The 13658-nt window shown below is 51.9% G+C and carries 12 protein-coding genes; 5 read left to right on the forward strand and 7 right to left on the reverse strand.

What is annotated here, in order from left to right:
• Positions 1–89 precede the first annotated feature (89 nt).
• Positions 90–1454 (forward strand): sensor domain-containing diguanylate cyclase, encoded by a 1365-nt coding sequence (locus D5261_RS30335; protein WP_119325323.1) that lies wholly within the window; start codon positions 90–92, stop codon positions 1452–1454.
• 78 nt (positions 1455–1532) lie between these two features.
• On the opposite strand, the gene D5261_RS30340 is transcribed toward D5261_RS30335, so the two are convergent.
• Entirely contained in the window at positions 1533–3569 is a 2037-nt protein-coding gene (locus tag D5261_RS30340) for a bifunctional diguanylate cyclase/phosphohydrolase (RefSeq protein ID WP_119325322.1), read from the reverse strand.
• A gap of 198 nt (positions 3570–3767) precedes the next feature.
• On the opposite strand from D5261_RS30340, the gene D5261_RS33590 reads away from it, so the two are divergent.
• Entirely contained in the window at positions 3768–4082 is a 315-nt protein-coding gene (locus D5261_RS33590) for an HD-GYP domain-containing protein (protein WP_119325321.1), read from the forward strand.
• An 84-nt stretch (positions 4083–4166) separates the two neighbouring features.
• Here the strand turns inward: D5261_RS33590 and D5261_RS30350 are convergent, their stop codons facing one another.
• Together D5261_RS30350 and D5261_RS30355 are read right to left on the reverse strand one after the other, a co-directional pair.
• Positions 4167–5723, reverse strand: coding sequence for a PP2C family protein-serine/threonine phosphatase (locus D5261_RS30350; protein WP_301002355.1), 1557 nt, complete (start codon positions 5721–5723; stop codon positions 4167–4169).
• Between the two features lie 114 nt (positions 5724–5837).
• On the reverse strand, positions 5838–7109 hold the full coding sequence (locus D5261_RS30355; protein ID WP_354673115.1) for a PP2C family protein-serine/threonine phosphatase: 1272 nt from the start codon (positions 7107–7109) through the stop codon (positions 5838–5840).
• Positions 7110–8359: 1250 nt separating this feature from the next.
• On the opposite strand from D5261_RS30355, the gene D5261_RS30360 reads away from it, so the two are divergent.
• Entirely contained in the window at positions 8360–8890 is a 531-nt protein-coding gene (locus D5261_RS30360; protein WP_301002357.1) for a PAS domain S-box protein, read from the forward strand.
• A gap of 290 nt (positions 8891–9180) precedes the next feature.
• Positions 9181–10611 carry a PAS domain-containing protein gene (locus D5261_RS30365; RefSeq protein WP_119321524.1) on the forward strand — a complete coding sequence of 477 codons (1431 nt, stop codon included), beginning with the start codon at positions 9181–9183 and terminating at the stop codon, positions 10609–10611.
• Positions 10612–10671: 60 nt separating this feature from the next.
• On the opposite strand, the gene D5261_RS33595 is transcribed toward D5261_RS30365, so the two are convergent.
• The 4 genes from D5261_RS33595 to D5261_RS30380 form a co-directional block, all read right to left on the reverse strand.
• Positions 10672–10896 carry a four-helix bundle copper-binding protein gene (locus D5261_RS33595; RefSeq protein WP_119321525.1) on the reverse strand — a complete coding sequence of 75 codons (225 nt, stop codon included), beginning with the start codon at positions 10894–10896 and terminating at the stop codon, positions 10672–10674.
• A 182-nt stretch (positions 10897–11078) separates the two neighbouring features.
• Positions 11079–11477: a DUF1622 domain-containing protein gene (locus D5261_RS30370; RefSeq protein ID WP_119321526.1), complete on the reverse strand. Its 399-nt coding sequence runs from the start codon at positions 11475–11477 to the stop codon at positions 11079–11081.
• A gap of 3 nt (positions 11478–11480) precedes the next feature.
• Positions 11481–11999, reverse strand: a complete 519-nt coding sequence (locus tag D5261_RS30375; protein ID WP_119321527.1) for an HPP family protein — start codon at positions 11997–11999, stop codon at positions 11481–11483.
• A 122-nt stretch (positions 12000–12121) separates the two neighbouring features.
• Positions 12122–12319, reverse strand: coding sequence for a hypothetical protein (locus D5261_RS30380; protein WP_119321528.1), 198 nt, complete (start codon positions 12317–12319; stop codon positions 12122–12124).
• 621 nt (positions 12320–12940) lie between these two features.
• On the opposite strand from D5261_RS30380, the gene D5261_RS30385 reads away from it, so the two are divergent.
• Positions 12941–13351: a hypothetical protein gene (locus D5261_RS30385; protein WP_119321529.1), complete on the forward strand. Its 411-nt coding sequence runs from the start codon at positions 12941–12943 to the stop codon at positions 13349–13351.
• Positions 13352–13658: the final 307 nt, after the last annotated feature.

The raw sequence follows: 13658 nt of genomic DNA on the forward strand, positions 1-13658 counted from the left end.
TGCAAAATCATTTTCGTCATGCCGATAATTAATTCGATCTCAGTCTTTCGTCGCTCGATCAGACGCCCGTTCAAGAGTTAGGAATCTTTATGTCTGCCTCGCAATCCACCTGTACACCTCTCCGTGGGCAGGCAAACAGACCGTCCAGTAAAGAAGGAGACTACCACGCCGCCTTCCACCACGCCACCGCTGGTATGGGAATGATAGACCTGGATGGGTGTATTATCGCCGCCAACCCCGCCTTTTCCTCACTCATAGGGTATACGCAGAAAGAACTTCTCTGCCACGATTTCTTATTAATTATGCATCCCGACGACCGCATAGCAACCGAGAACGACTTTGAACGCATTCTGTCAGGTGAGAGCCATACGTTCGTTATTGAGAATCGCTTGATTCACAAGGATGAATCCTTCTTGTGGGTTAAGATGAGCATTTCCTCAATCCGCAATGACGCAGGAAGTCTCCTTAGCTTTGTAGTTGTGATGGAGGACATTTCCGAGATGATGCACACGCGGGAGATTCTGCACCTGGAACGTGAGCGGTTCCATGCTCTCGCGCAGGGCTTGGGGACAGGCATCATCATGACAGATCTCAACGATATCGTTACATACGCCAATCCATATATGAGACAAATTACGGGGTATAGCCCCGAGGAGTTGATCGGACAACGAGCTATGGACTTGCTCCTTGCGCCTAAAGACAGAGCGGCTATGGCAGCCCATAATAACGACCGTGCAGGAGGTAATTCCGCAATTTATGAAATCAAGTGCGTTCACAAGGATGGCAGCGCGGTTTGGCTTGAGGTACGCGCCATCCCATATCGCAACGCTTGCGGCGAGATCGTTGGCACTCAGGCCACAGTCAACAACATCACCGCGCGCAGGGAGTCCGAGCAGCGCCTTCAAGAATATATGGTGGTGCTGGAATTTCAGAGAAATGAGCTGGAAAAGGCCAATACGGAGCTGGAGGCACTAGCGACTACTGATGGTCTCACGGGTCTAAAGAATCATCGGGCGTTCCAGGAATGTCTGACCGAAGAGGTTAACCGCGCATCGCGGTATGGGCAGGCATTATCCCTGGTGCTCATGGATGTCGATAACTTCAAACAATTCAATGATGCCCACGGGCATCCAGCAGGCGATGTAGTCCTGAAAACTGTGGCGCATTTCCTTCGAAAAAGCGCCCGCGACACTGATATAACCGCAAGATATGGCGGCGAAGAGTTTGTAATTATCCTGCCCGAGACAGAGATGGAAGGCGCATGTGCTTTTGCAGAACGCTTACGCGCCTCTATCGAAGACAATCGCTGGCCTGTGCGTCCTGTTACAGCTTCCTTTGGCGTTGCGGTATTAAAACATAAAAACATTTGTGGCGCGGACATCATCGCAAGAGCGGATAAGGCACTTTATCAGGCAAAAGCGGCTGGGCGTAACTGCGTGATTATAGAAGCATGAGTATTGCGTATAGCTGTCGGATATTTCACACTTGGCTTTATTACTTGGTCCATTCGTACAGAAGCCAGAAGAGGATAGCTATCGCGTCACCCTCTGCTGAGCTTTTAAAAACGCCTGAACACATGTTTCATCCCATTGAATGCCCTGCCCTTCCACCAGGATCTTTAGGGCGTGCTCATGGTCCATTCCACTCCGATACGGACGATCCGTGGTCATCGCGGAGAATGCATCCGCCACAGCCATAATGCGTGCGATCAGTGGTATAGCCTCCCCACTTAAGCCATCTGGATATCCATCACCATCCCAGCGCTCATGATGATGGCGCACCGCGTCCAATGTATCTTCCAACCCTGGAATGGCCCCTACCATAATGACGCCCATCACGGGATGTTGCTTTATAGTTTCGAATTCCGCCTCTGACAGCTTGCCTGGTTTACGCAACACGGCGTCAGGAACACCGATTTTCCCGACATCATGAAGAAGAGCGGACACCGCCACCGTGCGATGTATCTTTTCGTCCAAGCCAAGCTGGTCAGCGATCATCAAACTATAAACCATCACATCTTCCGAATGCGTCCGCGTATAGCGATCCTTGTTATCCACCGCGATAACAAGGGCATCCATTATAGAGAAGCCCTGCACGCTTCCAGACATGGAGGCGCGTATCAGATCCGCCTCCGATTCGACCGCTCCTCCCATTTTAGCGCGACGCAGACGCTCATCAGCTCGTTGCAGCACGTCGTGCTGATCCATGGTCAAAGCTGACAATACGGCGGCGCCGATGGAGACGGTAATGGGAATATCCGTTACTGCCCCCATGGGTCGAAAGCTAATTCCTACTAATTCTGAGCGAAGTCTGGCCTCAAGGTCCAACTGGCTGAAATCATCAATCGCGGGTAGAAGTAATGCGAATTCATCCCCGCCAAATCGAGCCACAGTATCATAAGCGCGGCAGACCGTTAATAACTTATTGGCCATTTGCCGCAAAACATGGTCTCCCATAGCATGACCATAAACATCGTTGAAAAATTTGAAGTTATTCAGATCGATCATCACAACCGCCAACAGTGATCCTTCTCGCTCCGCACGAGCGGTTTCTTCTTGAAGCCGAAAATGAAAGGCGCGATGGTTCCAAAGCCCCGTGAGAGGATCGTGATCCGCTTGCTCCTGCGCTTGTTTCAAAAGTCTCTCTTGCTCTGCCTCGCGCGCCTTGCGCACCGTGATGTCCTGCGTGATTCCCATGACTGCCACGGGATCGCCGCAGGTGTCATATTGAGGAGTGGCATGCGCGCAGAGCCAGTGTATAGAACCATCAGGCCACACGATGCGGAATTCGACTTGGGAGCGTCCATGACTTTCAATAGCCCGCTGGGCAGATTCGCGCACCAACGCTCGATCCTCGCGAACTACTGCTTTGAAAAATTCCGTCTGCGAAAACGGTGCATCAGGAGGTAAGCCAAACAGGGCTTTTGTTTGCGTCGAGGCATTATGGCTTTGCCCTGTTTTCAAATCAAATCCCCATGTACCAAAATAACCACTCTCCAGAGCGAGCCGTAACCGCGCTTCGCTTTCTCTTAATGCTTCTTGTGTCTGCTGATATTCGGCCATCATTTCTTTTTGCAATTCCACACGCCGCTGAAGTTCGATTCGCCCCGCGACCTGTCTGGCCAGCATCTCCAGAACCGCCTGCTGCTCTTCAGTCAATTCACGGGCAACGCGATCAATGACGCACAAAGAACCCAACGCGACGCCATCGGAAGTGAGGAGCGGAGCACCCGCGTAAAAACGAATGTTGGGATCGGTGGTGACCAGCGGATTGTCGGCGAAGCGTTCATCCACCAGTGCGTTCGGAACGATGAGTGTCTCGGATTGCAGAATGGCGTGCGCGCAGAATGCCTGGTCTCTCGGAGTCTCGGTGACATCCAAACCGATGATGGACTTGAACCACTGACGCTCTTCATCAATGAGACTGACGGCGGCGATGGGAACACCGCAGATTTGTGCGGCGAGCTGGGTGATATCATCAAACGCGACTTCTACGGGCGTATCGAGAATGCGCGCCTCTCGCAGAAAGGCAAGTCTCTCTTGTTCATTGGTTGGCAGTGGAGCGTTCATAGTCTAATCCCAATCAATCTAAAGCACAGTAATATGACAAGGGCATTAATCATCATTATCGGCAGAATGGGAAAGAATTCGTATACCCAGCGAAAAGCGGCAACGTGAAGGATTCGCCTTCCTTACAGATTTATAGGCAGCGGAGAACAAAGATCGTCACACTTGTAAGCATTCTGAAGACGTAATGATTTACATACTTTGGAACTGGGTCTGTCGGAAGACCAGCTACGCACCATCGCTATCGCCGCGCTTCTTCATGATGTCGGCAAGATCGGCGTCCCCGACGCGGTGCTTCGCAAGCCTGGGCGCTTGATGGAAGAGGAGTTTGCGGCGATTAAGCAGCATCCCATGATGGGCGCGTCTCATGGAGTTGTCACAAATCTTGGCAAAGGTAATAGCAGCTCTATATCCAGGGTACAATCGCACAAACCAAATTACACTGACGCTGCAAACCGTGGATCGCGTTTCCCTCCTCACGGGGCCACACCGTTCAACAGTGGTTCTGGAACATAGCGGCGTGGCGGATGGAGCAAAATGGGCGAAATAGTGGAATGGACAGGACAATGATAGAAAGCTCGCTTTAGCACACGAAAGCCATCACTTTTTGCGAACCAGCACCAGGCAGGCATCATCGCGTAAATCACCGTGAGCAAAATCTACGGCGCCAGTCAAGATTGCCTCGCCCATGTCTTTCAGCGTTCCGTGGCGGTGCTTCACCGCCAGCTTCGCCAGTCCATCGTCTCCAAGAAACTCCTTGCCATGCCGCGCTTCCGTGACGCCATCCGTGGTCATTACCAGCGTATCTCCAACCCCGAGTTGGAAATCCACCTGGTGATATCGGCTCTTCGGCTCGATGTTCATGCCGAGTGGCGTCCCTGACGCTTTCAAAACTTCCGTGACGCCATTTGTGCGGATCAACAACGGTCCTTCCATTGCCGCCACTGAAACAGTTCCCATACCCGTTTGTCGGTCAATAATCGCAAGCGACAGACACACGGGCATATCACCACCCTCCGTGTTGATTCCTTTTAAAAAAAGACGGTTGCTCTCAGAAAGATAATCGTTCATCTGCTGCAGAATGCGTGATGGCTGCACATGCTCACGTATGTATGCTCGTAGGGTATGCTTGAGTTCCGTGGTAAACACGGCGGATGAAAGGCCATGTCCCATCACATCACCGCAGACCAAGGCAACATGCCCATTGTCAAAAGCAAATGTGTCCCAAAAGTCGCCGCCAACGAGCGCTTCGTCCGAAGCAGTAGAATATACGGTCTGAACTGACAATCCAGAAAAGGCATCCTCATTCGGCTGAAACAGCATTGTACGCTGTAGGACGGTCGCGATTTTCTTGTCCCGCTTGTGTTCTACAGCAACTTTGGCCTCCAACAGTTTACGCTCCGTCACATCACGGATATTGCATTGAATGACCTGAGTATTGCCTTCCTGGTAAATATTACTGACGAACTCCACTTCGCGTTTCTTGTCTCCCTTACTTGCGAGTGGCAAGTCTTCATATCGGATATAGCCTTGTTCCTTCAATTGGCGAAAAGCATCGCGACTGGCCTCTTCATCTTTGAGCAGACAGATTTCCCAAAGCTCCTTGCCCACAAGTTCATCATGAGGATAACCCAGGAGTTCCGTCATGTACGGATTAGCGTCCGTGATCTTTCCATGCTCACTGCTAAGAATCAGGATGCCGTCACGAGCCGTTTCGAATAATCGACGATACCGCAGTTCCGAAACAAGCAACGCCTGTGACGCGCGCTTCTGGTCGCTAACATCTTCGATAAAAAGAACAATGAGCGCCGCATGGCTGTCATGACCAATGAGTTCTCGTGCACTGATCCGTATCACTCGCTGGCCGAGTTCTGGAAAATCACCAGAGACCTCAAAATCATCGAACGTGGGCATCTTAGGAGAAACATCAGCGAGAAGGGCGAGGAGTTCTGGAATATGCCACTGCCCATCGCCTAGGTTGGCAAAGAACTGATTCTTAATCTCATCTGCTGCCATGCGGAAGGTAGTGTGGAAGAGGGCGTTCGCGGCTAAAACTCGGAGGTCGGTGTCGAGGACCAACAAAGCGTCACGGATCGTGTCGCCGATATTTCGGACGTACGCAGCAGCGTCCTGGCGGACTAAATCGGCGCGTCTCATGGCCACCTCGAAAACCTACGAACAGGATAGTGTATCGATTATACCCGAGGATCAGCCGTACAAATGCGAGTGAAGACCAACATAACAAGGAGAGATCGATGGAGAGAATGATCGTTAAGCCATGCGAGCAAGTAGTAAACAGACATCATCGCGGAACTCGCCGCCGTATTCGCGTGCGCCTTCCAAAACCGCCTGGGCAATATGATCCACCGCCCCAAGAGACATAGCGTTCTCAGCGAGGCGGATCAGACCATCGCAGCCAAGGAAATCGTCGCCCCTCCTGGATTCCGTGAGACCATCGGTTGCCAGCACGATCAAATCTCCGCCACTGAGATGCACTTTCGTCGCTTCGTAATCCGTTTCGGGGATAACGCCAAGAGGCATTCCTCCGAGATCGATCTGCTGCGATTTCCCACTTCTTGTCAAAATAATGGGTGGCTCAGCTCCCCCGCCCGCGAAACTTGCTTCTCCCGTGATGGGGTCGATGACCCCAGTAGAAAGAACAGCAAATCGGGTCAAACGGTCTTCCGCCGCACCGCGCTCCGCATCCAGGCGCTCGGATTCACACAGAAACTCATTCAGGCACTTCACGGCGACTTCGGGCTTTGCATGTTCTCTCATAAAGGCCCGCAGCGCGAACTTGATCTGGGTCGTATGCACCGCCGCTTCGAGACCCTTGCCCACCACATCTCCCAGCACAATGGCAACACGCCCATCGGAGAGCGGGAACATGTCGAAGAAGTCACCTCCCACCAGCAGATCGGCTGAGGCTGGCACATACTGAGCAGTCAGCTCCAGCCCCGCATGGATTCGACGAGGGTTGCCCAGCAAGATCGACCGCTGAAGTATCTCGGCGTTGCGCCGTTCTCTTCCCAGCGCTGCCGCAAGCTCCGTCTCCGCCCGCTTGTGTTCCGTAGTGTCATGCATGATCTCGACGAATCCACGCAGCCTTCCGTCGCGCTCGCGGAGGGAGTGAATGGTTCCAGTTCCCCAAAACCGTGAGCCGTCCTTTCGGACGTGCCAGCGATTGTCCTCACACTCCGCTTTAAGCGCAGCCCGAGCCAAGCCACGAGCGCAGACACGTTGAAGTCTATCCTCGGTCGTAAAGTAGATTTCGGCGTAAAGCCCCAAAACTTCGTCCTCCGACCAGCCCATAATGCACTCGGCGCCTAAGTTCCAATTTACAATCGCGCCATTGATGTCCATGATGATGATCGCACAGTCACGCACATTCGCTTCGATCAAGCGTAGGCGATCCTCGGCAGGCAACGGGATTGATTTGCTGGAACTGGTTTGTCCGCGAAAGGTTGTGGCGTAAGGGTCATTTGTCACGGGGGAACACTTGCCTTTCACGTTGTGTCGTAAATCTCGGCGCAACGCCAGCACTTCACAGAGCAATTCTTAAATAATAATTATAGCGATTAGTCATAATAAACACACTAAAACAAAATTGCCAATTCACGACATTGTATGCCAAGATTTCAGGCGTGATCGACGATAGCGGTACAGCCATGGGTGATTGGGTCGGCGTGAGACGCGCAGTAGTATCCTCCGCATAGGAAACAGAAGTGTCGTTTGGCGGGCTTGTCGATCTGATTGCGACATTCCACTCTTAGCCCCACGTTTCTTAGGCCCACGTTCAAGTTCGCGAGTAACGCAACGACAGTATAAGCGGAAGAATCGGCGGGTGCGCCGTAACTGCAGGTCAGCCAAGGCACATCTTCTTTCGCCCCATACACTGGAACGTGGGATACGATATTGGGAGCCTCGATTGCTGCCGACAACGTCTCATACTGGGCGGATTTGCGGTCTTCAAGAGACAGAGCAGCTTCCGTGCCATGACATAATATGTTGACTATTAGGCTCTCATGGCAGTTAATTTTGCGCGTCATAGACACCCCTTTCCAAATTGGGAATATCGTGTGAGAGGAAGCAAGGCCAAGAGAAGACTTACCTAACCTGCTGGCATATTACCCCATTTAGAAACAAATTTAACATCAGCTAAATTGGTGAGACAACAACATTCCGTTGAGTAACGATTTGTCGTTAACAATGCGATGGAAGCATGTTCGCTATCGCTTGATTATAATTTCGTTCCATAACGCCATCATGAAATTCTTCCGTACCGAGCGACGATTGATGCGGGCAACACGACAGTCCTTTCCTCTCTCAGAACGATTGCTTCCAGGCGGCGAGCAACTCTTCCTTACTGACGCCAAGCGCTTCGCGATGTATCGATCCGTGAAGTAGCACTCCCATGTCACGCCACGGCGCTGCGTATGTCTTCCATTGTATTCCCTTGAATATACAGCCCAATACCCAGATGCAAATGCGACCGTTGTGGCATATCCTCGGCGGTAAAGCAAACCTATGGGCGCCGTTATCTGGGGGGGAGAGGATATTGATGCGGGGAGTGGGATCAGGTTCGGAACTGCCGTTCATTCGCGACCTCCGCCTGTTGGTCAATCTTTACCATCCAGGCGAATCGTCCAGTAACAACTTTACGAATGTTCCTTGGCGGTATATTTCTTGCGTTGACACGAGCTTCTTAAGTTTACATGATAGCGATTACAGCTATAATACCAGAAACAGCATTATGAGTCCAGACATAAGAATCGATATGTGGACCGTATTTCATGCCAACCCGTGGGAACGAATACTCCCCTAAAACAGCGATGGTCGCTGTACTGGTAAACTTACAGAAGGGCGCGTACATCGTGGAAGATGTTCTGGATACCGTATCGTCCCGTGCGAGAAACAGTCCCTTAGAAGGGGGCAAGCAACACAGCGCGAGTCGATTTCTATATCGAATTCTGGACACCATCGACCACCCGCTTTTGGTACTGGATGAGGAGGCGCATATCTGCGCCTGCAACTGCGCTTACAGTGCTATGCTGGGAGCGACCCAAGCGTCCATACTCAAAAAGTCTATCTATGACATCCACGAACACATTTGGAATATACCTCGACTGCGAGCACTTCTCCAGGCGGCGACGAAGGAAGACATCCCCTACTCCATCGCCGAAATTTCCGACCAATATGCTGAGCTGGGCGCAAAGATTTTCGTGTTCTACGCTCGAAAGCTTATCCGCAATGGACGCTTGATGGTTCTGCTCTCCATTGAAGACGTAGGGCCTCGTGAGGAACGCGGCGACATTCACACATAAACAGTGGCCCACGGACATAAGCAGGCGTTCACGAACATAATTGATTCTCCAATCATTGCACAAATCGTCATTTACCGCCCAAATAATCTCCTTATCAAATGCCTGGCCATCGGAATCGACGCGCCGCAATATCTCGACATTAATAACTCAATATTGACAAGACAACCTGGTAGCGCTCATTTGTGTTGGAGCAAGCTGCCCACAAACGCTTGTCAGCAGCGATGAAATTATTTCGGGCCCGTCGATACCATGGTATAAATACCAGTACGACACATTAGTAAGGACGCACGATGCAAGGCAAAGACGCGCAAGAAAAATCATCTCAAAACACCGATGGCGATATTGCCAGTGAGCGACTGCGTCGCCTCGCGGATAACGCGCCCTTGCTGATTGGTTATGTCGATATGGACGGGCGATACCTCTTCAACAATCACACATACACGGACTGGTTTGGCGTGGACACTGCGGGCATTCACGGAAAGGAAATCAAGGAAGTCATTGGAGAAGTCGCTTACCAAGCTGTTAAGCATCACTTGCAAGCCGCGCTGTCTGGGGAAGTCGTCAACGACAATATTCCGATGAATTACGCCAGCGCGGGACGCCGTTTCGTTCGCACCACGCTTATTCCTGACAAAGACGATTCTGGGGCCATTCGTGGCGTGATGCTCTTCATCACGGATGATACCGCGCTACGTGAAGCTCAAGATCATATGATCGCCGCATACAATCGGCTCGTGCTGGTCAGCAATATTGGTCGCGCGGTTCGAAGCGCCGCCGATCCGCAGGCCATCATGGAAATGACAACGGCGGCTCTCGGCGAGACTTTGGATGCGGATCGCTGCTATTACGTCACCTACGATCTCCAGCGCGACCGAAGTATCGTCGGTCCTGAATGGAGACGCGAAGGTGTCCCTTCCATCTCGGGCGAGCATCGGACATCGGACTATAGTCCGAACCGCGATAAAAACTATCTTGCAGGACAAACGAATGTCATTGAAGACGCCTTCCAGCTTCCCGATAGCACCGTCGCCCGAACACTGGGGCTGCGAGCCGTTGTGCGGGCTCCAATCCAGCAAGAAGGTCAAATGACGGTGTTAGTCGTGGCGATGGCGAGCGAACCTCGCCAGTGGACGGATCAGGAGATTTCGCTTGTCGAGACCACCGTCTCGCAGACACGCGGAGCGGTCGAGGCGGCGCACGCCGCCGTGCGCGAGCGAATTATTCTTCGTGATGTGCTGTCCAGCGTTACGGAAGGAAAGCTGAATCTGATCAATAGCCGCTCGGAGACGCCATCCCCCGCAGCGCTCGTGGGTGAAGCTATTTGTCTGACGACTTCTGCGGGCTTGCACGACCTTCGGCGCCTCTGTGAGAAGGCGTCGAAGCTGGCGGGGCACACCGAGGCGCGAACGTTCGATTTGATGACAGCGGGGAGCGAAGCAGGCATGAATGCCCTGGTGCACGCGGGCGGCGGGACGGCGACCGTTCGCATGAGCGATCAAGGACAGATTCAAGTTTGGGTTGAAGATCAGGGGGCGGGGATTGCGACGATGAATCTGCCAAAAGCGACCCTGTCGCGCGGATACAGCACTCAGGGAACACTCGGCCACGGCCTCAAGATGATGCTGGAGACGTGTGATCGCATCTACCTTCTCACTGGCCCCAGCGGTACGACTATTGTGCTTGAGCAGGAGCGAGAAACTCCGACGATTGAGTGGTTATAGATCGATCCATGACGTTCACTCAGTTCGTCGATAAACATTAGGGGGTGAATGGCGCATCGACTATACCGTGATTGCTATCGCTGACTCGCACTCATCTGCGTAGCGGCGACATGCCTCCGCGCAGCGCTGGCACTCCTGTTGTGAGTATTTCTCACATTCTTCGACACATGCGCGGCAAGATTTCGCGCACAGAGCCAAAATCTTTTTGTAAATCTGGATGTGCCGCGACATGAGATCGACACTGGCGGAACAAGTTTTGCACAGGCGCAGCAACGCTTCGCACATTCTTCCATCTCAATGTAGACAGACATCAATGCATGATTGAAGGCTTGAGTAATCACTATCCGCCCCGTGGTGTGCGCACACAACACGTTTTCAGCTATTGATACATACCGTGGTAGCATTCAAATCAAACAACAATCGAGCAACCAAGTCATAAATTACGACTCCGCTGCCGCCACACGCGATCACTTCCCCACCGCTTTCGCTTCCACCTCGATCTCCGCTCCAGTCATATCCCCTCCCCGCTCCTCTTTCATCTCCTTGGACAGAAAATAGTTCAACGTTGTGCGAATCACGGCAATTGCGCCCAGCTTCCCGATCTCTGTCCAGCTTGGCGCGACAGCAGTCGACAGAATATCCGCGCCTAGCTGAAACTCCAAAGCCAACGCCAGGTACCGCGCCAGCAACAATCGGATCGCGTTGAAGTTGGCGGTCTCGCGAGCAAGAAGCGCCTTGAGAAATAGGATCGCGGCCAGCAGCACCCCCATTCCCACAATCAAAGCCCCGAGCGTCTCGACTCCCAGGCGCAACCACTGGACCAATAAGCGAACCCCGCCCTCCGCGTTCAAATGCATGATCTCCATTGGTTATCGCTCCTCCCACGCCAGCGTTCGCCTGAACAACCATACGGACGCCCGCTGGAGAGCCACCAACATGATGATCAGTCCTATGCACAGACCGAACAGCGCCAAGCCACCTCCCTTTCCCGCACTGAAGGCAAAGGAAAGCACCGTGGAGACCGCAGGCGGATGCATAGCCTGCATGATGATCATGCCAAAAATGACGATCACCATCGCTCCGCCCGCCGCCCAGTAGCTTGGGCCAAAAATCATGTGTGTCCCAAAGCCCACGATTCCCGCTAAGCCCTGCGCGAGCATTAGGGTCCGTGTACTGTTGGTTTTATGCTCGGGATCGAGATAGATGAGAAATGAGCTGGAGGCGAGAGAGGCAAAGAGTAGACGCTGGCGGCTCCACGCTTCGACCAGAGCGAAAACCACGAGAACAGTTAAAGTCGGGAGGATTGCCAGCGCAAACTGGGCGCGCATGGAGCGGGTTTCCGATTTTTTCGGAATGACAGTGTGGTGGTTCTCGGTCTGGGGTGCCATGTTTTGGTTGTACCCACATGATGGACTGTATATAGGAACAAGCTGAACGTCTCAAATCAAAAAGCGGCGCGGACAGATTGCCCACGCCGCCACGCTGTCGTTCTCCGCAATATCCCCTACGCTTACAAAGTCTTCTTCTTCAACATTGGCAACCCCGTGAGAGCATTCTCCGAAACCTCATAGCCCTCTGGCAGCGCATCGATAGCCCCGTCCTTCACTTTCTTGGCGAAGAAATAGAGATTCGTCTTGCCGTTCGCGGCTGTGCGCGCGTGAAGAAAGTATTCGATGCCTGATTTCTTGCTCTTTGCTGAAAATGCCATGGTTGAGTTTCCTTTAGAGCGCGTAGCGCCTTTGTTTGATTTTATACGTGAAATTTCTGTGGACATCGAACTGTGTCCTATGGCCTATGTTCAATGACTATCATATTATCTGTGAGGGCACTATCAACACACACGATCATGATTATCTCTGATCGATAATAATATCATCGTTTAAAAATGTCCACCGCTTTGGAAACGTGATATCCGCCCAATTCGCCACGGCTTCTTTATCTTCATGCGGTTTATTAATGATGGCTTCTGAAATATAAGTCCATTCCACCTGAACGACGTTGGCCTGAATGAGAGCACGGCGGATTTCTGACTCAATCTGATTCAGGGGCTTCCTTCAGCGTAGATACGTGCGATAATACGAGCCATTATTCTTCTCTAAAGTTTCCTTTTTATTGTTGTGATTGCACATGTCGCCCATCTACGATGAAACATACGTTCCATTTTAAATCTCTACATTCCTCCCTGAAGTGATGCTCGCGTGAAAAAGAATGTCATAAGGCATTGATTTTTCATTCTTCAAAGGCCAATCTTATGAATTTCACGCGGTATAATAGCCGACAGCGCTTTAACCACGCAAGTTCAAACCCAAATGTAAGGATGTATAACCATATGCCAATCGAATGGTATGCCACAGCAGCCGCTCCCACAGCCCAACAGACAGATTATAAAATCTCAAAATCGACCATAGTGCTCTCTGAGCAGGGTCAAGGAAAACTTCCTGATGGAGCCGCTGTCAAACTCGGCTATGACGCCGAACGTAATGTGATTGCCATCGCACCCGCAACAGATGGCGACAAAACCGCATTCAAGATTTCTCGGCGCGGACGTGGCACCCAGCAGCAGATCACGGCAAAGAAGCTGTTCCAGCGTTTTGGAATTACTCCTGTTGAAGGCGGAATCGAAGGCAGCTTTGAAGAGGCTGATGGAATTTTGATCGCTTCCTTGGCGAGCACTGGCGCACCGAAGCGTCGTCGGCGCACCAAGGCGGAGATGGCAGCGGCAGAAGTTTCTGCCGAATAGATAGTTCTTGGGCCAGCTCGCGGTGGAAAGAACTTTTCGCCGTGAGCTGGCCCTACAACCACTGCCATGGATATTGAAGACATCATCACGTGCATTCGTAAAATATTTGGCGTGAAGATAGCCATTACCAAAAATGAGGCGCTGCATCTTGCCACTGAGGATTATATATCGATTAACGGTAAGCATCCAAGGAATCATCGGATTAATCAGGATTTCAAAACTATAAACATCGCCTTCGATTGGGACACACGAGGCGGCAACTACCATTATATCATTGACGTGCAGGGCGGGTCGATAGTCAAGAGAT

The organism is Capsulimonas corticalis (genome assembly GCF_003574315.2).
Taxonomy (GTDB): domain Bacteria; phylum Armatimonadota; class Armatimonadia; order Armatimonadales; family Capsulimonadaceae; genus Capsulimonas; species Capsulimonas corticalis.